Genomic DNA, 22,711 nt, shown 5'->3' with positions numbered 1-22,711 from the left:
CCGAAAATATATCGGCCAGCAGATCAAAATTTCCGCGCTGCGGTAACCACTCGGTAATGCCCATTTGTCAGCCTGAAGGAGACGATACATTCCTTCACGGCTGGGGGTTGGCATGTCACGCAGCAAGGACGACTGGATCAATCAGCGCGCCTATGCGCTCTGGGAAGCCGAAGGGCGGCCGGACGGTCGCAGCGGCGACCATTGGCAGCAAGCGGCACGCGAATATCAGCAACTCGAGCTTACCCGCGCCTCCGTTGACGGCAGCGACCTAATCGAGCGCCTCCGGGCGATGGGCAAACTGATGCGTTCGATAGACGTTGAGGACGGCAACGATGTTGCCGCAGACGGACGAAAAGCGTCTGCATGAGAGACGATCCGGCGCCTGATGGTCGCTGCTCAGGCGCCGACGACGCAGATCATTCCCGGACGAGAACCTTGTCTGACTGCAACCAGAATGGTGGCAGATAGAGCGGTGTGGAAGAGAGCGGCAGGATGTTGTCGGAGATGACCACTCCGAGCTTGTCCTTCATGAAACTACGCCGCGCGGCAATGCGCACATACATATCAGGATAGCGTTGGCGTATCTCCTCGCGCAGCCTGGCATCCGCAAAGGCTACCATGTCTTCGCAGTTGAGAGCCCAACCGGCTGGCATCGGCACCGGAATGACATCGACCTGGAACGGCATGCCGGATCGCAAGCGCTCGATCGAGCCGGGCCGTACTGGCGAATGCAGCCATTCCTCATGGCTGCCAAGGTGGCCGGGATTAAGCGCTGAGTTGAGACCCGCGGATTTGAGCTTCTCGGTGACGGCGGAGTACAGATCGCCGCCGGTCACGCCAATATCGGCCGTCTCATACCAGGTGATCAAGGCTTCGAAATAGGCCTTTGCGGGCGTCAGGAATGCCGCGTCATGATCGGTGAGGAGGCCGGCGCGGGAAGACAGCGCTCCCCAATAGCCGAGTGCCGTCGTTACGCCGTCGCCCTTCTTCAGGCGGCGCGCGGTCGGGCTTCGCAGGCCGATGATGGTCTCGCCCACGCTGACGGAGGCAAACATCGTGTGGACGTTTACCGGGTCCCCTTCATAGCCGAGGCGACCCACAGCCTCGAATTCCGTATCTCCCACCCGAACACCGGCAACGATCCTGAAGAGTGCCTCCGAGCAGCGCACGGCGGCCCATTCGAAGGCCGCGAGTTGATCGACATCGACGATCGCGCGATGGCCGGTTTGCGGATGCATGAGCACGGGCGTCGCGTCGATCAGTTCCGCTGACTGACCAATTGACCGGCGAAGCGCGTTGACGATGAAATGCGGAACGAAGAAGCTCTGGGCGGACTCCTCGTCCTCGTCTACCGAGAGATATTTCCAGCCCACCAGGCCGATAGAATCCCCAGCCTTTATTCCCGCATCGCGCAGCCGATCGCTTAGCCGCGGGTTTTGGCTGCGGTCCTGTCCCATGAGGCTGAAAGTTTGCGCGCGCAGCACCTCGATGCCGCCAAGACCGGCAATCGCCGTATAGCTCTCGGATTCGTTTCCGGTGATGATCACGCGACGGCTGCCCGGACCAAGAAGCAGGAGGGCCTCCTCGAAACGCGGCTCGAAGCCGGAGAGATGCATGATGTTTCCGAAGTGCTCGCGATCGGCATAGACAACCAGCCAGTCGGTGCCGGCAGCTTTCAAGGCCGCGTCCGCTCGCGCGGCGTAAGTCGCCGACGGAATTTGTGGGTGCGTCCCGAGCGAGCCGAAATCCGGCAATGCAACAGGCGCAAGAGCGATGGACATGCGGTTCCTCCAACCAAAACGAAAGTCAAACAAAGATGAAAAGCACAAAAACCGTGTATGGCAGTCGGCCAGCGGCCAGGAAACGAAAGATTAGCATAGCCGAAAGACACGACACTGCGCTATCACGCTTTCGAAGGTGGAAAGCTCACGATCATGAATCACGACGATAGCCGCGGTGCTCCTCCCACGATTGCCGATGTGGCGCGCTTGGCCGGTGTCTCGCGGGCCGTGGCAAGCCGGGCGCTTTCCAACGAACCACGCCCGGTGTCGTCCGAGAAGCGAGAGCGCGTGATCGCCGCCGCCACCAGCCTCGGCTACAAGCCGAACCTCTTGGCCCAGAGCCTGACCACCAAGACGGTCAATCTCGTTGCCGTCGTGGTCAACCACATCCACGATCTCTCCGACCTCGATCTTTTTGACCGGCTCATCGATCAAGTCCAGATGATCGGCAAGCAGGTCATCCTGATCCGCATCGGCTCGGTCGCACGCGTGGAAGAGTTCCTGCGCAATGGCGTTGCCTACCATGTGGATGCCGCGCTGGTGTTTTCCGATTTTGCCGACGCACCGACCGTCCGTCACATGTTCCGCTCGGATCATGTGATCATGCTGAACGGCCTTCACGACGAGTTCTCGCCCGTGATCATCCCGGACGAGCGTGCCGGCATCGCCGAAGCCGTCGCCGATGCCGCGTCGAAGACCGTGCGGACCGCCGGGCTCGTCACCGGGCGCGCGTCGTCCCCGGTCGAGCAGGCACGGATCCGCTCGTTTCAAGAGGCCTTTTCGCGTTACGGGATCAATCTGCTTAAAACGGTCCAGGGTGATTATTCCTATGAAAGCGGGCATGCCGCCGCCAAGGCGTTAGCCGACGCCGATTGTCCCGACGCCGTCTTTTGCACATCCGATGCGATGGCGATGGGCATTCTTGACGTGTGCCGTTCCGATTTTCCCGGCGGTCGGCCGTCGCGATTCCGGCTCTATGGCTTCGACAATCTGTCGCTGACCGATTTTGACGCCTATCCGATATCGTCGATCGGCTACGATAAGTCGCTCTATGTCCGACATATCGTCGAATCCGTTGCCAGTCCCGGCAATTTCAGACCGGGTCAGCCGCCTGTCACTGTGCCGACACGTTTCGTTCCACGCCTGACCGCCTAATGAAACAGGCCGCCCGAAGGCAGCCCGCAATCAGTTACCACTGAGGGTTCAGGGCAGGGGGATTGGAGCCGGCACCCCACCACTTCTTGTAATTTGCGGCATAGGCACCAGACTGGATGTAGTCGGAAACGAACATGTCGAGCCAGCGCACGAATTCCGGGTCGCCCTTGGCAACGGCAATGCCGATCGGATCGTTGGAATAGAGGCCCGGCAGGGTGACAAGCGACGGGTTTTTGGTTGCGAGATAGTCGAGCAGTGACGAATCTTCGATTGCCGCGTCGACGCGCTTCTGCTGCAACTGCAGCACACCATCGGGCGCAAACTGATCGACGTAGACGAGTTGCGCATCGGGAACTGCGATCTTCAGGAAGCTCTCACCCGTCGTGCCGCGACCGACGACGACCTTCTTGCCGGCGAGATCCTTCAGGTCCTTGATGCCTGCATCCTTTTGGACGATGACGCGCAGGCCGGCGCGATTGTAGGGAATGGTGAAGTTCACCGTCTTGGCACGCTCCAGCGTTGCCGAGGTGTTGGCGACGGCGACGTCGATCTGGCCCGAAACCAGCATCGAGATCCGGGCGTCACCCGACACGTCAACGAATTCGACCGGCACACCGAGCTTCTGGGCAAGCATCGTCGCGACGTCGACGTCGTAGCCGACTGGATTGTTTTGTGCGTCACGGAAGCCAATCGGCTCGCCGCCGAGCGACACGCCGATGCGAACGGTGCCCCGCGAGCGGATATCGTCGATCATCCCGGCAAAGGACGGAAATGCGGAGCCAGCCGCAATGGCCAGGGCGGCAAGGGTAGTCAGAATGCTCTTCATGGTTTCATTCCCTCTTTTGATTATGCCAGTTTCGCTGCCCGCAGTTCCGGTTCGGGCATCGAGTCCTCCCAGAGCCAGTAGCGAATCTCGCCCTCGCATCTGAAATTCACGACCTCATGGTTTCCTTTGGCGTCGACCGCATGGATAACGACGCCAGCCAGGAACCCAGAGGAGAGTTCATTGAGCTCATCAACGGCGAGCTTGACCGCGTCGCAGAGCGAATAGCCGAGCTTCATCGCCAGCACGACGGTACGCGCTGTCGAGCAGCGCATCGTCATCTCGCCGGTATGTGTGCAGGCGGCCGCGCCGTAGCGGCTGTCGGCGTAGAAGCCGGCGCCCGGGATCGGGCTGTCGCCAAGGCGACCTGGATATTTCCACGCCCAGCCTGACGTCGATGTCGCCGCATGGGTGCCGCGCCTGGGATCGGCTGACAGGAAGACGGTGGTATCGCGTACGCGCTCCGGATCGGTGATGGCGCGGCTGAGCGGTGCAAGCGGAATGTCAGGGAATTTCGCCAGGTCCTCCGGCGACAGCTCCTTTTCCAGCCGTTCCCACCAGACCCGCCTACTATCTTCGAACAGCACGTCGTCTTCTGCGAAACCGATTTCAGTGGCAAAACGCCGAGCGCCGTCGCCGGTCAGCATAACGTGTGGAAGCCGCTTCATGACTTCGTGGGCAAGGCGTGCAACTGGCAGTGTGTTCGGAACGGCACCAACGGTACCGACCTCACGGGTGTTGCCGTCCATGACGGCGGCATCAAGCTCCATATTGCCAAGCATGTTCGGCCAGCCGCCATAACCGACGCTGCGCACCTTGACTTCGCTCTCCACCCTGCTGATCCCGGCGACCATCGCGTCAAGGCTGATTGCACCATCGCGCAGCATCTCCACGGATGTCGGAAAGCCCGGCCAGGCTTCTTTATTGGCCAATAGCAGCATCTGGGACCTCTATTCTTTGCGCATCTTGGAAAGGAACTGGGCAACGCGTGGCCGCGCCATGCCGCCTTCGGCGGCGAAGAATTCTTTGGTCGGCAGATCGACCAGCAACCTGCCCTTGTCGAGAAAGACGATGCGATCGGAAATCTGCCTGGCAAACTCGACCTCGTGCGTGACGAACAACATCGTCGTGCCGTCCTGCGCGAGCTTGGCAAGGATCGCTAGCACCTCGGCTGTCATCTCCGGGTCAAGCGCGCTGGTCACTTCATCCAGCAGCAGATAGCGCGGCTGCATGGCAAGCGCCCGGCAGATGCCGACGCGCTGGCGCTGACCACCCGAGAGTTGCGCCGGATAGGCGTCGGCCCTGGTACCGAGACCAACGGATTCGATGAGGGCACGCGCCGTCGCTTCGGCCTCGGCGCGTGGTTTCTTCAACACCTCGATCGGTGCGAGCGTGATGTTGCCGAGCACGGTCATGTGTGGATAGAGGTTGAAGAGCTGGAAGACCGTGCCGGAGCGCTTGCGAGCCTCAGCGAGCTCGCGAGGCTTGCCGACATCGAACTCGTCGACCATGATCCGGCCACCGTTCAGCTTCTCCAGGCCGTTGATGCACCGGATCAGCGTCGATTTGCCGGAGCCGGAGGAGCCGAGGATCGAGACGACCTCACCGGGCGCGATCGCCAGATCGACGCCGTCAAGCACGGTGGTGGGGCCGAAGGCCTTTTTTACGTTTTCAACTTTGATCATGTCAGAGCCCTCTCCAGGCGCTGTGGGCGCGAAGGCGATTTTCGAAGCGCGACCCCAGCAAGGCGACCAGCTTGGCGGCGGCGTAATAGAGCAGACCAACGGCCGTCCACACGATGAACGGCTTCAGTGTGCGCATGTTGAGGATGTTGCCGATCTTGGTGAGGTCGACGACGCCGATGACCGAGATCAGCGACGTCACCTGCAACTGGTTGACGAGCAGCGCGATCAGCGGGCCGATCGCAAATGCGGCCGCCTGCGGGGCGACCACATGGCGAAGCACCTGCCAGCGGCTGAGGCCGAAGACGCGTGCCGCCTCGAGTTGATCGCGGCCGATCGACTCGATCGCTGAAACCGCAATGACATAGACGAAGGCGCCTGTGTTGGCCGAAAGGGTGATCGTCGCGGCCGTGACCGGCGTCACGCGGATGTGGAAGAGACCGGGCAGCCCGAAGAACACCAGAAACAGCTGCACCAGCACTGGCGAATTCTTCAGGAGTTCGGAGACGAAAGTGATGACCTCGCTGAGGAGCGGTAGGCGATAGAAACGGACGATTGCCCAGCAGATTCCGACCATCAGTCCGATCAGCGCTGTCACGAGGAAGAGCGCGATATTGACGCCGAGACCCTGCGCCAGAAGGAAGAGGTCGAAGGCCGTGAAATCGGCAAAGCGCATCAGGCGACAACCTCCATCATGTCACGGTTGAGGCGACGGTGGAGCAAGGCAATGGCGAGCGAGACCAGATAGGTTAAGGCAGCATAGACAACGAGCAGCACGACATAGACTTCGAAGGGCCGATATGTCTGCGAGACCACGATCTGTGCCGAACCGGTCAGCTCGTTGAGCGTGATGGTGGAGAGGATCGACGAGGTGAGGATCAAGTTGATGAGAACCGAGCCGAGCGGGCGCACCGAGGTCCTGAGTGCGATCGGCAGGATGATGTGGGTGAACACCACACGCCGTGAAAGGCCGCTGACCTCGGCTGCTTCGATGATGCCCTGGTCGATTGCAAGGATGCCTGCGCGGATCACATCCGAGGCGTAGGCGCCACCGGCGATCGACAACGCGATCACGCCCGTCGTGAAGGCATCGATATAGAGACCGATCTCTGGAAGGCCATAATAGAAGAAGAACAGCTGCACGATGAATGGCACGTTCCGGAAGATATCGACGTAGAGGAATGCAATCCGCCGCAGGAGTGCGGACGAGGATGTTCGCGCGATTGCCACGAAAGCGCCCATGATGACGCTGCCGGCGAGCGCAAGGGCGCATGTCTCCGCCGTCAAAAGGGCGCCCTGCGCGAGAAAGCCGAGATGAGGCAAGAGAATCGACAGGTCGAGCCGCACGATCTCTCCATGACCAAGAGTGAAACCGGTTTCATCGTGTCTCGGTGACGCCTTGTTGTCAAGAACGCAGCTGGGATTTCCTGATATATCTGGCCCGCATCGGGCCGATGGGTTAGCAAGCTGGTGCGAGAATTCTTGAGACGGCTGCGAGCTGGAACCGGCCAAGCCTCTCTCGCAGACGCCAGTTAGCCTTGCCCACATCAAATGAGCACATCATGAGCCATATTCCGCAGATCGATTACGCCACTGCTTCAAAAGAGATTCGCGCCGCACATGACGAGGAGGTGAGGGTCCGCGGACGCATGACGAACATGAAACGGACGTTATTGCATTCACCCGCAGCTCATCGCATCTACGCCGAATGGTTCACGCTGCGCGCCGAACTCTCGGCAGTCGCGGATCGGCCGATCTGGATCTTCTCGCATGCCATTTCGAAAGCAGCAAAATCGAAGATCGCCATCACCTTCTTTCGCCGGGCGCTGATCAATGCCGGGTTCAACCCGGATGCGGTGCTGCTCTCCGAAGAAGAGGCGCTGCTCGATGCCTTCGGCAAGGCAATCGTTGCCGATTCCAATGCTATACCCGCCGAGATTTGGACGAAGCTGAAGGAACGCTACGATCGCAAGACGCTGGTCGATCTCGTCGCCTTTGCCGGCATCATGCTCGCGACAGCCGTCTTCAACAATGTCGTCGAGGTCGACTTTGATCCCGAGCTCGAAGCCTTCGCCGAAAATGCCGGTGTCTCGGATGCCTGAGGTCACTCACGGCTCCAGCGTCCGCAGGCCCTCGCCCCCGTCGCGAAATAGGTGATGTGATTAGGCGCGGCGGCTCATCGCCGCCACCCCTGCAGCTAGCTCACCTGCCACGAAGACTGCATGTTCGGTGATCTGTGGCAGCCCCATGAGCTCTCCAAAGGTCCCACGCGCCAGCGGACCAGAAATCAGCAATGTCGGATCGGGGCGGCCATCGGCTGCGATCGCCTCTGCGCGCAAGGAACAAGCGATGCCGAGACCGGTCGGGTCAAGTTGCAAATGTGAGTGATCGCGCAGACCGGCGAGCCATGTCTGGCTTTCGAGAATGCCACCATGCGCGGGACCCGTTGTGACGACGACTGCATCATAGCTTTTCCTAAGCGGCAAGGCATGTCGCCGTTGCAGCTCGACGTGGATGGCCTCGCCCTCGCGCTCCACCCGACCGACGGAGGCCGCCAGCACTTCCATCCTGCCTTCCGCGATCGCCTGCTCCAACACGTCTTCTACCTGCGGCGCGATGCGGAACCGATGAACGTCCCAGTAGGGCCTGATGTGGCGCACGATCCGGCAGCGTTCGGCAATCGGCAGGTTCTGCCAGATCGCGTGGCCGTGGCCGCGCACCTGATCAATAACGGCATGCCACGTCAATCCCGCCGTCTTGGCTTGCGCAATAGTCTGCCGGACGCTCCGCAGCAGTGCCGTCGCACTATGGGCCGGGGCCGCCTCGAACTCCCCGAACGGGTCCTGCGGGAAAGGCGCATGTCCCTTCGATCTCAGCCCGCGGCGCGAAATCGACATGATCGGCGCGCGATGGCCAGTGCGCGCCAGCGAGGCGACGATGTCGGCTGCGGTTAGTCCATTGCCGACAATCAGCAGCCGGTCGTCGGGACGGACGACGTCGAGCGCCCCGGCAACGGTGGAATCGGCCACAAACCGGGGATGTCCTTCAAGAGTTCGCAGAGCCCCGGGCGCCGATGGTGCGGGATGACTGGTGGCGATCACCAGGAAATCGGCAAATATCTGTCCGCCCTGGCTGTCGAAGATCTCCCAGAGCGCGCCATCCCGGCACACAGCCGTAACGACCGCGCGACGATGGCGCACAATGCCGCTTTGCACGAGAGGCGTGAGCGCCGAGGCGATATAGGTGCCGAAAACATGGCGTCGGGGAAAGAGGCTGCCATCAGGCCGATGTGCTTCCGGATCGTCCGCAACGGCATCATGGCGCCCAATCCATTCCAGAAAATCCTCCGGCTGATCCGGAAGTAGGCTCATGCGGGCGGCGGGAACATTGATGCGATGCGCCGGATCAGTGGTGTCATAGGCAAGCCCTCTGCCGAGCTCGCGCCTTGGCTCAAAGACGACGATTGCTGGCGGTCGGTCCGTGATGGAACGCGCCAGGTGGTATGCGACACCCGCTCCAGAAACGCCCCCACCGATAATCGCCACCAGGGGTCGCCGCTTCCGGCCATCGGTGTCATGTCGTGATTTCGCGCCGTCCTGCTTCACCTGCGGTCCAGATCACCTTGCTTGCGAGCGCAGGTTTGGTCTTCGCGCTCAGATGGTTTAGTTTAGGGTCAGGCAAGCACGCCGGCAACGACAATATTCTACAAAATCAGTAGAATTTTTATCCCGCTATTGCGTCCAGGCGCCGAACAGTATTTCCGTGCTGCAGTGCAATAGAGATCGGCTTGCTTGGTTTACCATCGGCAGTTTTGAAATTATCTGACCGTTCGAGGCCAGCCTCATCAATTCAAGACGGGAAACACCACAATGAACAAGAAGACGTCCGCCACATCAAGCCTGACGCGTCGTGCAAGCCTTGCCGCTATCGTCGCCTCGGCAGTTGCCCTGGTTGTATTCACAGCCCCTGTTGCCTCCTTCGCGGACGACAAGTCGATCAAGGTTGGCATCATGAGTGGCGAGGATGAAGACGTCTGGCGCGTCGTGACCGCGGAAGCCGCCAAGAAGGGCCTGACGATCGAGACAGTCGTCTTCAACGATTACACACAACCGAACGAGGCGCTTGAACGCGGCGAAATCGACGCCAACGCCTTCCAGCACAAGCCCTATCTCGACAATCAGGTCGAGCAGCACGGCTATCATATCGTGCCGGTCGGATATACCGCCGTCTGGCCGATCGGCCTTTATTCCAAGAAGCACAAGGCAGTCTCGGAAATCGCCGAGGGGGCCACCATCGGGGTTCCGAATGACCCCTCGAATGAGGGCCGCGCACTCCGCGTTCTGCAGAACGAAGGCATCATCAAGCTCAAGGACGGCACGGGTATTCTCGCCACCGTGACCGACATCTCGGACAATCCGAAGAATGTCGAGATCAAGGAACTGGACGCCGGCGTCGTCGGACGCGCTATCGAGGATCTGGACGCGGCCGTCGTCAACACCGACTGGGCCCTGAAAAGTGGACTGTCGGCCGCCGACCGCATTGCGCAGGAGCCGATCGCCGACAATCCCTATCGCAACTTCATCGCCGTCAAGCAGGGGAGCGAGAATGAGGCCTGGGTCAAGACGCTCGTCTCCTCCTACCAGAACGACGCTGTTAAGGCCGAGTTCGACAAGGTGTATAAGGGAACCGGCCTCAGCGCTTATTGATCGACATTCGCGCCACGCATTGGGCGCGTTGAACAAGGCGGTCCGGGCGTTCCTTGCCCGGGCCGCCTTGGACGTTTCCGAAGGGAAAGAACATGAATTCAATCGTATCGGCCTCGGCCATCGAGGCTCCGCCGCAGGCCACTGCAGAAGAGGTGGTGCGCCTCGTCGACGTGCATCGGCATTTCGGTGCCACCGCGGCTCTCGACGGCATATCGCTCACCGTCCACAAAGGCGAGATCCTTGGCATTATCGGGCGCAGCGGCGCCGGCAAATCCACGCTGATCCGCTGCCTGAACGGCCTGGAGCGTCCCGATCGCGGCGAGATCGAAATCGAGGGCCGCAGCATTGTCGGTCTCGACGAAAAGGAGCTGCAGCCGCTTCGCCGCCGCGTTGGCATGATCTTTCAGCACTTCAACCTACTGGCGTCGAAGACGGTCGAAGAAAATGTCGCACTGCCGCTGAAGATAGCGGGCGTCGCCAAGGCCGAACGCCTGAAGCGCGCGCATGAATTGTTGGAGCTTGTCGGCCTAGCTGGCAAGGCGAAAGCCTATCCATCGTCTCTGTCCGGTGGCCAGAAGCAACGGGTTGGCATTGCTAGAGCGCTCGCGGCGCGCCCGGCATTGCTGCTCTCGGATGAAGCGACATCAGCGCTCGATCCCGAAACGACCCGTTCGATCCTGACCCTTCTGAAGGACATCAATCGCAAGCTTGGCCTCACCATCGTGCTCATCACGCACGAGATGGAAGTCGTGCGCAATATTGCCGATCGCGTCGCCGTCATCGATGCCGGTCGTATTGTCGAGGAAGGACAGGTCTGGTCGGTGTTTGCCGATCCGCAGGCGCAGATCACCCAGAGCCTGCTTTCCGGAAGCCGCCCGCAATTGCCCGAGCACATCGCCGTCCGGCTGTCTCCCACCTCCGGCCAGGAGGTGATCCTCAGCATCGACATGGCGGGACCGGCCGCACAGGGGGCGGTTTTTGCCGACCTATCCACGGCTCTGCCGCAATCCTTCAGACTTGTCCACGGCGGTATCGACCATATTCAGAACCAGCCGGTGGCGCGGTTCTTCATTGCCGTCCCCATGCGCGATGCCGCCCTGAAGGACAAGGTTCTGCAGTTTCTGAAGGCTCGCTCGGCGCGGGTGGAGGTTCTCGGCTATGACACCGATCATGTTTAACCTGTTGCTTCGTTCCTTGTGGGAGACGATCCTGATGACGGGCGCCTCAGGCCTGATCTCGCTGGTCTTCGGCCTGCCGCTCGGTCTCGCGCTGGTGCTCACCAACAAGGGCGGTATCGCCGAGAATGGCTTGGTGAACGGCATCCTCGGTGCAATCATCAACGGCTTCCGCTCCGTACCCTTCATCATCTTGCTGGTCGCTCTAATCCCGCTGACGCGCCTCATCGTCGGCACCGCGCTTGGGACGTGGGCCGCCATCGTGCCGCTCGCCATTGCCGCAACGCCGTATTATGCGCGCATCGCCGAAGTGTCGCTGCGAGAAGTGGACCGCGGCCTGATCGATGCCGTGCGCGCCATGGGCGGCAACCGCTGGACAATCATTCGCGAAGTGCTCGTTCCCGAAGCGCTGCCCGGCATCGTCGCCGGATTCACGGTGACGCTGGTGACGCTGATCGGCGCTTCTGCGATGGCCGGCGCGATCGGCGCAGGCGGTCTCGGCGACCTTGCCATCCGCTATGGTTACCAGCGTTTCGAGACGACCGTCATGGTGGCGGTCGTTGCCGTGCTGATCGTCCTGGTTTGTGGCATCCAGTGGCTCGGCGACCGGCTGGTCGCCAGGCTTGACCACAAGTAATCAATAACGAAACGCGGCGGCAGGGTGCGAGGATGGCAGCCTGCCGCTGCCGCCGAACAGCTTTTGCCTGAGCGGTCCCTCAGCATAGTCCGCCTTAAACAGACCGCGCTCCTGCAGCACCGGCACGACGAGGTCGACAAAGTCGCGCAGGCTTTCGGGTGCCACCGTGCGCGCCAGATTGAAGCCGTCCACACCACCATCCAAAACCCATGCCGCCAGGCGATCCGCCACCTGCTCGGCCGAGCCGACAATCGGCTTCATGCGGCTGCCAAGCACCATCTGGTCGATGACCTGGCGGAGCGTGATCGGCTCACGAGCCTCCCTTGTAATTGCGGCGAGCGCAGACTGATTGGCATTTGTGGATTTCTGCTCGATCGGATCATCGAGGCCATATCTGGAGAGGTCGATGCCCGTTGAGGCAGAGTAGTGCGCCAGGGACGCCTCGACGCTTGCATGCCTGCGATAGTCCTCGAGCTTGTCGTTCGCCTCCTTTTGCGTGCGCCCAACGACCACCGTGACGAGACCGAGAACACGCAAGGCATCCGCACCCCGCCCAACCAACTCGGCTTTGCGTCGAAGCGCCTCCACGGTCGGTCGTGCCGCCTGCGGGGTCGGCGCTGCGATGAAGATGCATTCGGCGTGGCGGGCCGCAAAATCCTGTCCACGCCCAGAGGCCCCTGCCTGGAAGAGCAGCGGCGTGCGCTGCGGCGAGGGCTGTGCAAGGTGGATTGCCTCCATCTTGTAGTATCGACCCTCATGCCTGACGGCGCGCACTTTCGACGCGTCGGCGAAGACGGCCCGAGACTTGTCGCGAAGCACAGCCTCGTCGTCCCAGCTCCCCTCCCAAAGCTTGTAGAGGATTTCGAGGTATTCCTCGGCCGCATCGTAACGCGCATCGTGCTCGGGCAATGCTTCAAAGCCCATCGCACGCGCGGCACTGTCAAGATAACCGGTAACGATGTTCCAGCCGATCCGGCCCTTGGTCAGGTGATCGAGCGTCGACATCCGTCGCGCCAAGAGAAAGGGCGGCTCGTAAGTCGTGTTCACTGTGACCCCGAAGCCGAGATGCTTGGTGACATAGGCCATTGCCGAGATCGGCATCAACGGATCGTTGACCGGAATCTGCGCGCCCGCCTCGATGACTGGCGCCGGACTGCCCTTGTAGACATCATAGACACCAACGATATCGGCCAGGAATATCCCGTCCAGCTTGCCGCGCTCGGCGGTACGGGCAAGGTCAACCCAGTAGTCGAGGTCCGTGTAATGAAGGGACGTATCGCGCGGATGCGTCCACATTCCGTGGTTGATATGGCCGACGCAGTTCATGTCGAATGCGTAGATCTGCATCTGCTTCATGCCATCGTCCCCTATGCCGGCGGGCTCCAGCGCGTCGTGAGCCCGTGAAGGCACTTGTGCGCCCGTTTAGCTCTTACCTTTCCACGGAACGAGGGTGGCTTCCAAGAGCCGAACGGCAGCGCCAAAGGCAAATGCACAGGCGGCGATAATGCCGATGCCGACGAAGACCACGTCCGTTGCCAGAAACTGGGAGGCGGACATGATCATATAACCGATGCCGCGATTGGAAGCGATCAGCTCGGCAGCGACAAGCGTGCCCCAGCCGATACCAAGCGCGATGCGGATACCCGTTAGGATTTCGGGCAAGGCCGATGGCAAAACGATACTCAAAAGAAGTTGCCAGGGTCGTCCACCAAGCGATCGCGCCGCATTGACACGCTCGATCGGCAGTGAGCGTACGCCGGCCTGGGCCGAAAGGCAGATCGGCGCGAACATGGCAAGGACGAGAAGCGTTACTTTCGAGGTTTCGCCGATACCGAGCCAGATGATCATCAACGGCAGATAGGCGAGCGGTGGCAGCGGCCAATAAAATTCGATCGGTGTATCGAGTATCCCCTTTGCCCAGCGGTTGAGCCCCATGAGCAAGCCGAGCGGGATGCCAACCACTATGGCGATCGCTGCGGCCGTCGCGATCCTGAACAGACTTGCCGAGACGTGTTCGCCAAGCGAGGCCCCAGCATAGCCATCGCGATAGACGGCGCCGATCTGTGCGATAACCTCCTGGGGTGTCGGCAGGAACAGGCGTGGAACCACTCCCAACTTGGCAACCAGCCACCACGTGGCAATCAACGCGACGGCCGTCGCGAGACTGATGACAAGCGTATTGCTTTGCCCGACGCCATAACCCTGCAGGCGAACGGTCTTCGCCTGGTCGGCTTCGGTCTTGACGACAATGTCTCTCGTTTCGATGACGTTACTCATTCCGCGCACTCCTGAACACGTCGTAACCATGCAGTATGGTCCGGATTTCCTCACGCAAACTGCCGAACTCCGGCGCCGTCTTGATTGATCGCGCATCGCCGGTCCGGGCGAACTCACGGACGAAATCGAGGTCGAAGCGCGCAACGATGCGGCCGGGACGCGGCGACATCACCACGACCTGCGTGCCGAGGAAGAGGGCCTCCTCTATCGAGTGGGTAATGAAGAAGATGCGTTTGCCCGTCTCCTTCCAGATCGATACGAGCAATTCCTGCATCTGCTCGCGGGTCAAGCTGTCCAGGGCCCCGAACGGCTCGTCCATCAAAAGCACGTCGGGCTCGGCTGCGAGTGCCCGGGCAATGCCGACCCGCTGGCGCATACCGCCCGACAATTCGTAGGGAAAGGCCCTCGCAAAGTCTTTGAGACCGACGAGAGAGAGAAGCTCCTCGGCGCGGGCGCGCCGCGCCACTTTTGGAGTTCCGGCAAACTGCAATCCAAGCGCGACATTGTCGACAATCGTCTTCCAAGGCAGCAGCGTGTCCTTTTGGAATACGACACCGCGATCGGCGCCGGGACCGCTAACCGCTCGGCCGTCCAGTGTGATCGTGCCTGCCGACAGCGGCAGGAAACCCGCAATCGCGTTGAGCAACGTCGACTTGCCGCAACCCGAGGCACCGAGTGCCACGACGAAGCCGCTGTCGGGAATATCGAGGGAAACGCGATCGAGGGCCTGCACCGTTTGGCCGTCCCGCGTCCTGAAATAGACGCTTGCGTGATCGACTTTGAGCATGTGTCGTCTCTTCGTATTGTGACGCTGGCGCGGTATCGCGCCAGCGTCCCAGGATGGGAGGATTATCTGCTATTTCAGTTACTTGCGTTGACAAGCGCATCCGGCGTTACAAAAGCCGCGTAGCTCGGCAGCACTTCGGTCACTTTGCCCTGGTCCTTAAGGAAGGCGGCCGTATCCTTGAGAATCTTAGCTGCGCCGGACGTTTCGCCACCGCCGAGCCAGGCGTCGGAAGCCTGAACCTCAGGCGTCAGCAGGGTGAGGTTCTTAAGCGCGGCAGCCTGCTGCTCGGACGTTCCGCCGAGTGCCTTGGCAAGGAGCGTGGCATTGTCGCTGTCGGGGCCCCAAGCCTTCTTATCTGCTGCGAAGGAGGCATAGTACTTGTTGATGACGCCGGCAAAGCTCTTCAGGAACGCCGGGTTTTCGTCGGCAAACTTCGATGCGGCGACCCAGGCGGAGAAGGTCGGAGCGCCTTTGTCCGCCACATCCTTGGAGGTGACGAGTACCTTGCCATTCTTCTTGAGCTCGGTCAGCGCCGGATCCCAGACAAAGCCGCCATCGATGTCACCGCGATTGTAACTGGCAACGATCTCTGGCTGCGGAATTGCAAAGACCTGAACGTCCTTTTCCGTCAGCCCCAGCGACTTGATCAGCGCCAGAAGCTGGTAGTGGTCGGTGGAAACGGGTGCAGCAGCAAGCTTCTTGCCCTTGAGGTCAGAGAGAGCCGCGATGCCGGAGCCGTTGCGAACGACGAGCGCCTCGTCGATGCCGGAGATCGAAGAGAGGTAGAAGGCCTTGACCTCCAATCCGCGCGAAGTCGCCGCTGCAAAGGGACTCGAGCCGACATAGCCGACCTGCACGTCGCCCGAAGCGATGGCCGCGAAGATCTCGGCCCCGGAGTTGAACTTGCGGAAATCGATGTCATAGCCGGTTGCCTTGGCAAATTCGCCATTAGCGATCGCTACCGACGACGGCAGTGCATCGGTCTGATAGGCAACAACCACCTTCTTGTCGGCTGCCTGGGCAACAAAAGGTGCCAGCAGGCTGGCGGAACTGAGAGTAATGGCCGCCAATAGTGTCCTGATATTCATGTTTTGCCCCCTTGCGACTGAGCTTTGGCTGCAGCGCTTGAATGTGTTTCGACAGGAAAACACTAGGGCGGACATTCGTCCTCAGATAGGTAAAACCATCTATTTTATAGACTATAGTGATAATATTGTTTTGGACCTGATTTCCAGCACGCTCTGGCGGCAGATCGCCGACCGCGAGGTTCAGGTGCTTTCGATGGTAATGAGATAGCAGAGCGCCCGGCCGCTCAAAACAACATCCGCACCTTCGCCACCCACCAGCAAAAATGCATCGCCCGGCCCAAGATCGGCGCGATTGCCACCGCATTCGAGAATGACGTCGCCGCGATGGCACAAGGCAACCCACGTCGTTGCATGCACCGTTAGCGTTGACGTCGCATCGACATCGATCCGCTCGACCCTATGCCGCAGGCTGGCGCGACGGCTCATGACATTCAGGTCCGTAATGGTTCCATCGGCAAGCGTTGCCGAAACCGAGACATCCGCGGGGAAGGCGAGGGGATCGCTGTCTTGCGTCAGCAGCACCGGCGCGCCGCCATCGATTGAAAGCGACATACCGTTGCCTTCCAGGATCGAAAGCGTGCGGTCGATACCGGGAAAGATCGAGAACGGGCCATCCGTCGCCACCGTTGCCATGCTGATGCGCCAGTCGAAATCAGACAGTGCCGCACCCTCGGGCGAGACGGCAATTTCGACAGTCTCGCCGGCACCGTTTTTCCATGGCATGCGACGGTAGGTACTGGCTTTGAGGACGGTGGCACGGGTCATTTTGGTTCCATCTAAGTTTAGTGGACTAAGTCCATCGAGGCAGCCATGCAGACCGTAAACATTCATGAAGCGAAGACGCATCTGTCGCGGCTCATCGAACAGGCTGCGAAGGGTGAGGCTTTCATCATAGCCAAGGCTGGAAAGTCCCTGGTGAAAGTCGTTCCCCTTAAGGACACCGATGCCTTTTTCAGTCCCGCCAGCGTCTGGGAAACCGCCATCAGGCATGCGCAGGCACGCCCAGATTTTCGCGCCGATCCCTCGATACTGAGAGAACATCTCTCCTTCAAAAGGGCTACATCGAGATGCCCGTCAACGAAAGCATACACTTGCTATCGCAGCACTCCCGCCCATTCACAAACATCCCTTCGACCGGATCCTGATCGCCCAGTCAAAGATCGAATGCATTCCTCTGGTTACGGTCGATAAGGCTGTGCTGCAGTATCGGGGGCTGAAGTATCCGGGCCTCATAGGATTTTGAGGCCCGGTCCAAGGGATCAATTCCCGAGGATCGCCGGAAGGCGCAGGCCCTGTTCCTTGGCGCAATCGATGGCGATCTCGTAGCCGGCATCGGCATGCCGCATGACGCCGGTCGCCGGATCGTTCCAGAGAACCCGCTCCAGCCTCCTTGCTGCGTCGTCCGTGCCATCAGCGCAAACCACCATGCCGGAGTGCTGGGAGAAGCCCATGCCAACGCCGCCGCCGTGATGGAGCGACACCCAGGTCGCGCCCGACGCAGTGTTGAGGAGCGCGTTCAGGAGCGGCCAGTCGGAGACGGCATCTGAACCATCCTTCATCGCTTCGGTTTCGCGGTTCGGCGAGGCGACCGAGCCCGAGTCGAGATGGTCACGGCCGATGACGACCGGGGCCTTCAGCTCGCCGTTCTTCACCATCTCGTTGAAGGCAAGCCCGAGGCGATGACGATCCCCGAGACCAACCCAGCAAATGCGCGCCGGCAGGCCCTGGAAGGCGATGCGCTCGCGCGCCATGTCCAGCCAGTTGTGCAGGTGCTTGTTGTCAGGCAGCAGTTCCTTCACCTTGGCGTCGGTTTTGTAGATATCCTCCGGATCGCCCGAAAGTGCTGCCCAGCGGAAGGGACCGATGCCGCGGCAGAAGAGCGGACGAATATAGGCCGGCACGAAGCCCGGGAAAGCGAAGGCGTTTTCAAGGCCTTCATCCTTGGCCACCTGGCGGATGTTGTTGCCGTAGTCGAAGGTCGGGATGCCCATGTCCTGGAAGGCGATCATGGCCTCGACATGCTCGCGCATCGAGGCGCGGGCGGCCTTCTCGACCGCCTTCGGATCGGAAACGCGCTTGTCCTTCCACTCGCCCATCGTCCAGCCCTTCGGCAGGTAGCCGTTGACCGGGTCGTGCGCGGAGGTCTGGTCGGTGACCATGTCGGGGCGGATGCCGCGGCGGACCATCTCGGGTAGGATCTCGGCGGTGTTGCCGAGCAGGCCGACCGACTTCGCCTCGCCGTTCTTGGTCCAGCGGGCGATCATCTCGATTGCCTCGTCCAGTGTCTCGGCCTTTTCGTCAACATAGCGGGTGCGCAGACGGAAATCGATCGAGTCCGGGTTGCACTCGACGGCAAGGCACGACGCGCCGGCCATGACGGCGGCCAGCGGCTGGGCGCCGCCCATGCCGCCGAGACCGCCGGTCAGCACCCACTTGCCCTTGAGGTTGCCGCCGTAGTGCTGGCGGCCGGCCTCGACGAAAGTCTCGTAGGTGCCCTGGACGATGCCCTGCGTGCCTATATAGATCCACGAGCCAGCCGTCATCTGGCCGTACATGGCAAGGCCCTTCTGATCCAGCTCGTTGAAGTGATCCCACGTCGCCCAGTGCGGCACGAGGTTCGAGTTGGCGATCAGGACGCGCGGCGCATCCTTGTGCGTGCGGAACACGCCGACCGGCTTGCCGGACTGCACGAGCAGCGTCTCATCCTCATTCAGCGTCTTGAGCGTCGCGGCAATGCGGTCGAAGTCGTCCCAGGTACGGGCTGCACGACCGATGCCGCCATAGACCACGAGCTCGTTCGGGTTCTCGGCGACATCCGGGTCGAGGTTGTTCATCAGCATACGCAACGGCGCTTCGGTCATCCAGCTCTTGGCATTGAGCTCGCTGCCGCGCGGCGCGCGGATCTCGCGAATGTTGTGGCGTGGGTCTGCGGTCATGCGGGTTCCCCCTGTCGAGTGATCGTTATCGTTTCAGGCCCGGCGCGATCTGCTCGATGCGCACCAGAATGTCTTTGAGATGGACGCGAAGGCGCTCTGCCTTGGCGGTGTCGTAGGCAAAAGGCGGTGCCTCGGCTTGAAGATGCGTTGATTGCGCAAGCTCCATCTGGATGGCATGCACACCCGTTTCCGGACGGCCATAGTGGCGCGTCGTCCAGCCGCCCTTGAAGCGACCGTTGAGCACACTGTCGTAGCCCTCGGCCGCTTCCACGACGGTGAGTGTCGCCTCCCCGATAGCGCCGTCGCAGGTCTTGCCCATGTCCGTGCCGATATTGAAGTCCGGCAACTTGCCTTCGAAGAGGAAAGGAATGTGGGAGCGGATCGAGTGGCAGTCGTAGAGGATCGCCACGCCGTGGATTGCTCTCACACGCTCGATCTCGGCCGCAAGGGCTGCGTGATAAGGCGCGTGAAAGTCCCGCAGCCGCGCGACGATGTCGGCTTCACTAGGCGCCTGCCCGTCCTTCCAGATCGCCTTTCCGTCGAAATCCGTTTCCGGAATAAGACCGGTGGTATTCTGGCCGGGATAGAGGCTGACGCCTGCTGGATCGCGGTTCGCATCGATGACGTAGCGGTGGAACGTCGCGCGCACCGTCGTTGGATCGGACAGCAGGCCGTCATAGAGGTGATGGATATGCCAGTCGGTATCGGCAAGAATCTTGCCGTTGTCGTTCAGGCGCTCCCAGATGTCGGTGGGAACCTCGGTGCCGGTGTGCGGGAAGCCGAGGATAATGGGCGATGTGCCCTGCTTGACGTCGAAAACAGCCATGTCAGCCCTCCAGAACCGGCAAGATGCCGCGTGAGACGGATGCATTCAGCGCGCCCGTGGCAACGAGGTCGCCTGCCGCCTTGAGGTCGTTTGCCATGTAGCGGTCGAGCTCCAGCGTCGGCACCGCATCGCGAATGATGCCAATCGCCTTTTGCAGCTCGGGGCTTGTTGTGAGCGGTGCGCGGAATTCCACACCCTGGGCCGCCGTCAGTGCTTCGATGCCGATAATGCTGAAGAGATTGTCGGTCATCTGCAGCAGCCGCCGGGCGCCGTGGCAGGCCATGGAGACGTGATCTTCCTGGTTGGCCGATGTCGGTGTCGAATCGACGGAAGCCGGATGTGACATCTGCTTGTTTTCCGACATCAGCGCCGCGGACGTGACCTCCGCGATCATCAGGCCGGAGTTGAGACCGGGCTTCTTTGCCAGGAAGGCCGGCAGTCCGTAGGAGAGTGCGGGATCGACCAGCAGGGCAATGCGCCGCTGGGCGATCGCACCGATTTCGCAGACGGCAAGAGCGATCTGGTCGGCTGCGAAGGCAACCGGCTCGGCATGGAAGTTTCCACCCGAGACAACGGAGTTGTCCGACAGCACCAGCGGGTTGTCGGTAACGGCGTTCGCCTCGATCTCCAGCGTGCGCGCGACCGAACGCAGGAGGTCCAGGCAGGCGCCATCGACCTGCGGCTGACAACGAATGCAATAGGGATCCTGGACGCGCTCGTCGCCTTCGATATGGCTCTGGCGGATAATCGAGCTTTCGAGCAGCGCGCGAAGCGCCGCTGCCGTATCGATCTGGCCCCTGTGGCCACGCAGTGTGTGAATATCGGGATGGAAGGGTGCGGACGAGCCCATCGCCGCATCCGTCGACATGGCGCCGGTGATCAGTGCCGCCTGTGCGGCCCGGTGTGCCCGGAAGAGGCCGGCGAGTGCCAGCGCCGTCGAGGTTTGCGTGCCGTTGATGAGCGCCAGGCCTTCCTTGGCAGCGAGCACGATCGGCTTCAAACCGGCTTTCGCAAGGGCTGTCGCGCCCGACAGGCGCTCGCCAGCGAAGAAGGCTTCGGCTTCGCCCATCATAACGGCTGCCATATGGGCAAGTGGCGCGAGGTCGCCGGAGGCTCCGACGGAGCCCTTTTCCGGGATAACCGGGATCACGCCTTTTTCCAGCATGCCTTCGATCAGCCGCACCAGCTCCAGCCGCACGCCCGACGCACCGCGGCCGAGCGAGACCAGCTTCAAGGCCATGATCAGGCGAACAATATTTTCGGCAAGCGGCGCGCCGACGCCGCAGCAGTGCGAAAGGATCAGATTGCGCTGCAGGGTTGCTACGTCGGCCGCGTCGATCTTGATCGAGGCGAGTTTTCCGAAGCCGGTATTGATGCCGTAGACGGGCGCATTGCCAGCCGCGATCTCGGCGATGCGGGCAGCGGCCTTGGCGATGCCGGCATCGAAGGATGGATCGAGCTTCGCCGGCGTGCCGGTCCAGTAGATCGTCTCCAGATCCTTGAGCGAAACGGAGCCGGGATGAAGGGTAATGGTCAACGGTCGATCCTTTCGCCCTTGAAGACATGTGCATGAAGCGGGTTGAAGCCGATGCGGTAGACGAGTTCGGCCAGGCTCTCGACGTCCCAGATCGCGAAATCGGCGGATTTGCCGTTCTCAAGTGTCCCGGTCTCGTCCAGCAGACCAAGGGCGCGCGCACCTTCACGCGTCGCACCGGCAATGCATTCCTCGACGGTCAGGCTGAAGAGCGTTGCCGACATGTTCATCGTCAGGAGCAGCGAGGTCAGCGGCGAGGTGCCGGGATTGCAGTCGGTCGCAATGGCGATCCACGTGCCGGCGTCGCGCAGTGCCTGGACGGGCGGTTTCTGCTTTTCATTGATGGCGTAGAAGGCGCCCGGCAACAAAACGGCAACCGTACCGGCCGCGGCCATGGCAGCGGCACCCTCCGCATCCAGATATTCGAGATGATCGGCAGAGAGCGCATCGTAGGAGGCGGCAAGTTTCGCGCCGCCGAGATTGGACAGCTGCTCGGCATGCAGCTTGACTGGCAAGCCGAGGGCTTCGGCCTTGTCGAAGACCCGGGCGATCTCGGCGGTCGAAAAGGCAATTCCCTCACAGAACCCATCGACGGCATCGACCAGGCCCTCGGCATGGGCGTATTCGAGCCCCGGAATGACGACGTCAGTGATGTAGTCACCGTTGCGGCCCTTGTATTCGACCGGCGTTGCATGGGCGCCGAGATAGGAGGTGACGACGCGAACCGGGCGGACGCGCTCGAGCTGGCGGGCAGCGCGCAGCATCTTCAATTCGCCGCCGACATTCAGGCCGTAGCCCGACTTGACCTCGATCGTCGTCATGCCTTCGCTGATAAGGCTATCCAGGCGGGGAAGGGCTGCTTCGACAAGGCCTTCAACCGGAAGCGCATTTGTCGCCTTGACGGAGGAGACGATGCCGCCACCGGCACGCGCAATCTCTTCATAGGTCGCGCCTTCGAGGCGCATTTCGAATTCACGGGCGCGATTGCCGCCGTAGACGATGTGGGTGTGGCAATCGACGAGACCCGGTGTAACCCAGCGACCTTCGAGATCCGTGATCTCTGCGCGCTCGATTGCGGACACCGGCAGCTCGGCCTCCGGGCCAACGAAGCGTATGCGGCCACCCTCGGTGACGATTGCGCCTTTGTCGACGATGCCGAGACCTTGCTTCTGCGGATCGAGTGTTGCGAGCCGCGCATTCCGCCAGAGATGCGGACGGACGTCGCCAGGTGCCTCTTCGCTTGAAAATTTGTTCCCATTCATCAGCTTTGCGCCTTTCCTTATACGGAAACATGTATATACATA

At 61.3% G+C, this 22,711-nt stretch carries 22 protein-coding genes and 1 pseudogene; 7 read left to right on the top strand and 16 right to left on the bottom strand.

Annotated features, from left to right (window positions below):
• The first annotated feature begins 112 nt into the window (after positions 1 to 112).
• Positions 113 to 367, top strand: coding sequence for a DUF2934 domain-containing protein (locus ACSQ9D_RS28095; protein WP_436285080.1), 255 nt, complete (start codon positions 113 to 115; stop codon positions 365 to 367).
• A gap of 49 nt (positions 368 to 416) precedes the next feature.
• On the opposite strand, the gene ACSQ9D_RS28090 is transcribed toward ACSQ9D_RS28095, so the two are convergent.
• Complete coding sequence (locus ACSQ9D_RS28090) at positions 417 to 1,781, bottom strand: Xaa-Pro aminopeptidase (RefSeq protein WP_436285079.1); 1,365 nt, start codon at positions 1,779 to 1,781, stop codon at positions 417 to 419.
• A 153-nt stretch (positions 1,782 to 1,934) separates the two neighbouring features.
• Between ACSQ9D_RS28090 and ACSQ9D_RS28085 the strand changes: the two genes are divergently transcribed.
• On the top strand, positions 1,935 to 2,936 hold the full coding sequence (locus tag ACSQ9D_RS28085; RefSeq protein ID WP_436285078.1) for a LacI family DNA-binding transcriptional regulator: 1,002 nt from the start codon (positions 1,935 to 1,937) through the stop codon (positions 2,934 to 2,936).
• A gap of 34 nt (positions 2,937 to 2,970) precedes the next feature.
• Here ACSQ9D_RS28085 and ACSQ9D_RS28080 read toward each other — a convergent pair whose 3' ends face one another.
• From ACSQ9D_RS28080 to ACSQ9D_RS28060, 5 genes are read right to left on the bottom strand one after another with little or no spacing between them, the layout of a single operon-like run.
• Positions 2,971 to 3,762: a transporter substrate-binding domain-containing protein gene (locus tag ACSQ9D_RS28080; RefSeq protein WP_436285077.1), complete on the bottom strand. Its 792-nt coding sequence runs from the start codon at positions 3,760 to 3,762 to the stop codon at positions 2,971 to 2,973.
• Between the two features lie 20 nt (positions 3,763 to 3,782).
• Positions 3,783 to 4,700, bottom strand: a complete 918-nt coding sequence (locus tag ACSQ9D_RS28075; protein WP_436285076.1) for an isoaspartyl peptidase/L-asparaginase — start codon at positions 4,698 to 4,700, stop codon at positions 3,783 to 3,785.
• A gap of 9 nt (positions 4,701 to 4,709) precedes the next feature.
• Positions 4,710 to 5,444, bottom strand: coding sequence for an amino acid ABC transporter ATP-binding protein (locus ACSQ9D_RS28070; protein ID WP_436285075.1), 735 nt, complete (start codon positions 5,442 to 5,444; stop codon positions 4,710 to 4,712).
• A 1-nt stretch (position 5,445) separates the two neighbouring features.
• The gene (locus ACSQ9D_RS28065; RefSeq protein ID WP_436285074.1) at positions 5,446 to 6,117 is read right to left on the bottom strand and encodes an amino acid ABC transporter permease; all 672 of its coding nucleotides are present in this window, start codon (positions 6,115 to 6,117) and stop codon (positions 5,446 to 5,448) included.
• A complete protein-coding gene (locus ACSQ9D_RS28060; RefSeq protein ID WP_436285073.1) occupies positions 6,117 to 6,788 on the bottom strand; it encodes an amino acid ABC transporter permease in 672 nt (223 codons plus the stop codon). The genes ACSQ9D_RS28065 and ACSQ9D_RS28060 overlap by 1 nt, the downstream gene beginning before the upstream one ends.
• Before the next feature lie 215 nt (positions 6,789 to 7,003).
• On the opposite strand from ACSQ9D_RS28060, the gene ACSQ9D_RS28055 reads away from it, so the two are divergent.
• Positions 7,004 to 7,543: a hypothetical protein gene (locus ACSQ9D_RS28055; protein ID WP_436285072.1), complete on the top strand. Its 540-nt coding sequence runs from the start codon at positions 7,004 to 7,006 to the stop codon at positions 7,541 to 7,543.
• Positions 7,544 to 7,603: 60 nt separating this feature from the next.
• On the opposite strand, the gene ACSQ9D_RS28050 is transcribed toward ACSQ9D_RS28055, so the two are convergent.
• Entirely contained in the window at positions 7,604 to 9,046 is a 1,443-nt protein-coding gene (locus tag ACSQ9D_RS28050) for an FAD/NAD(P)-binding protein (RefSeq protein WP_436285071.1), read from the bottom strand.
• 264 nt (positions 9,047 to 9,310) lie between these two features.
• Between ACSQ9D_RS28050 and ACSQ9D_RS28045 the strand changes: the two genes are divergently transcribed.
• From ACSQ9D_RS28045 to ACSQ9D_RS28035, 3 genes are all read left to right on the top strand, one after another.
• Positions 9,311 to 10,147 carry a MetQ/NlpA family ABC transporter substrate-binding protein gene (locus ACSQ9D_RS28045; RefSeq protein WP_436285070.1) on the top strand — a complete coding sequence of 279 codons (837 nt, stop codon included), beginning with the start codon at positions 9,311 to 9,313 and terminating at the stop codon, positions 10,145 to 10,147.
• A gap of 92 nt (positions 10,148 to 10,239) precedes the next feature.
• Positions 10,240 to 11,325, top strand: coding sequence for a methionine ABC transporter ATP-binding protein (locus tag ACSQ9D_RS28040; protein ID WP_436285069.1), 1,086 nt, complete (start codon positions 10,240 to 10,242; stop codon positions 11,323 to 11,325).
• The gene (locus ACSQ9D_RS28035) at positions 11,306 to 11,959 is read left to right on the top strand and encodes a methionine ABC transporter permease (RefSeq protein ID WP_436285068.1); all 654 of its coding nucleotides are present in this window, start codon (positions 11,306 to 11,308) and stop codon (positions 11,957 to 11,959) included. The genes ACSQ9D_RS28040 and ACSQ9D_RS28035 overlap by 20 nt, the downstream gene beginning before the upstream one ends.
• Here the strand turns inward: ACSQ9D_RS28035 and ACSQ9D_RS28030 are convergent, their stop codons facing one another.
• From ACSQ9D_RS28030 to ACSQ9D_RS28010, 5 genes are all read right to left on the bottom strand, one after another.
• Positions 11,960 to 13,315, bottom strand: a complete 1,356-nt coding sequence (locus ACSQ9D_RS28030; protein ID WP_436285067.1) for an LLM class flavin-dependent oxidoreductase — start codon at positions 13,313 to 13,315, stop codon at positions 11,960 to 11,962.
• Positions 13,316 to 13,381: 66 nt separating this feature from the next.
• On the bottom strand, positions 13,382 to 14,236 hold the full coding sequence (locus tag ACSQ9D_RS28025; RefSeq protein ID WP_436285066.1) for an ABC transporter permease subunit: 855 nt from the start codon (positions 14,234 to 14,236) through the stop codon (positions 13,382 to 13,384).
• Positions 14,229 to 15,023 carry a taurine ABC transporter ATP-binding protein gene (locus ACSQ9D_RS28020; RefSeq protein WP_436285065.1) on the bottom strand — a complete coding sequence of 265 codons (795 nt, stop codon included), beginning with the start codon at positions 15,021 to 15,023 and terminating at the stop codon, positions 14,229 to 14,231. Before ACSQ9D_RS28020 ends, ACSQ9D_RS28025 begins: the two co-directional genes overlap by 8 nt.
• Positions 15,024 to 15,097: 74 nt before the next feature.
• Positions 15,098 to 16,111, bottom strand: coding sequence for a taurine ABC transporter substrate-binding protein (gene tauA / locus ACSQ9D_RS28015; protein WP_436285064.1), 1,014 nt, complete (start codon positions 16,109 to 16,111; stop codon positions 15,098 to 15,100).
• Between the two features lie 180 nt (positions 16,112 to 16,291).
• Entirely contained in the window at positions 16,292 to 16,876 is a 585-nt protein-coding gene (locus ACSQ9D_RS28010; protein ID WP_436285063.1) for a HutD/Ves family protein, read from the bottom strand.
• Between the two features lie 45 nt (positions 16,877 to 16,921).
• On the opposite strand from ACSQ9D_RS28010, the pseudogene ACSQ9D_RS28005 reads away from it, so the two are divergent.
• Positions 16,922 to 17,047 (top strand): annotated as a pseudogene (locus ACSQ9D_RS28005) (type II toxin-antitoxin system Phd/YefM family antitoxin); the annotation flags it as partial.
• Positions 17,048 to 17,370: 323 nt separating this feature from the next.
• On the opposite strand, the gene hutU reads toward ACSQ9D_RS28005, so the two are convergent.
• The 4 genes from hutU to hutI are packed head-to-tail and all read right to left on the bottom strand — an operon-like array spanning position 17,371 to position 22,669.
• Positions 17,371 to 19,047, bottom strand: coding sequence for a urocanate hydratase (gene hutU / locus ACSQ9D_RS28000; protein ID WP_436285062.1), 1,677 nt, complete (start codon positions 19,045 to 19,047; stop codon positions 17,371 to 17,373).
• A 25-nt stretch (positions 19,048 to 19,072) separates the two neighbouring features.
• A complete protein-coding gene (gene hutG / locus ACSQ9D_RS27995; protein ID WP_436285061.1) occupies positions 19,073 to 19,873 on the bottom strand; it encodes an N-formylglutamate deformylase in 801 nt (266 codons plus the stop codon).
• 1 nt (position 19,874) lies between these two features.
• Positions 19,875 to 21,410, bottom strand: a complete 1,536-nt coding sequence (hutH, locus tag ACSQ9D_RS27990; RefSeq protein WP_436285060.1) for a histidine ammonia-lyase — start codon at positions 21,408 to 21,410, stop codon at positions 19,875 to 19,877.
• Positions 21,407 to 22,669, bottom strand: a complete 1,263-nt coding sequence (hutI, locus tag ACSQ9D_RS27985; RefSeq protein WP_436285059.1) for an imidazolonepropionase — start codon at positions 22,667 to 22,669, stop codon at positions 21,407 to 21,409. The genes hutH and hutI overlap by 4 nt, the downstream gene beginning before the upstream one ends.
• Between the last annotated feature and the right edge of the window lie 42 nt (positions 22,670 to 22,711).

It is taken from the genome of Rhizobium sp. LjRoot258, assembly GCF_964254185.1.
GTDB lineage: Bacteria > Pseudomonadota > Alphaproteobacteria > Rhizobiales > Rhizobiaceae > Rhizobium.
Note: the sequence above shows the minus strand (reverse complement) of the source record. Positions and strands in the feature narration are given on the sequence as shown.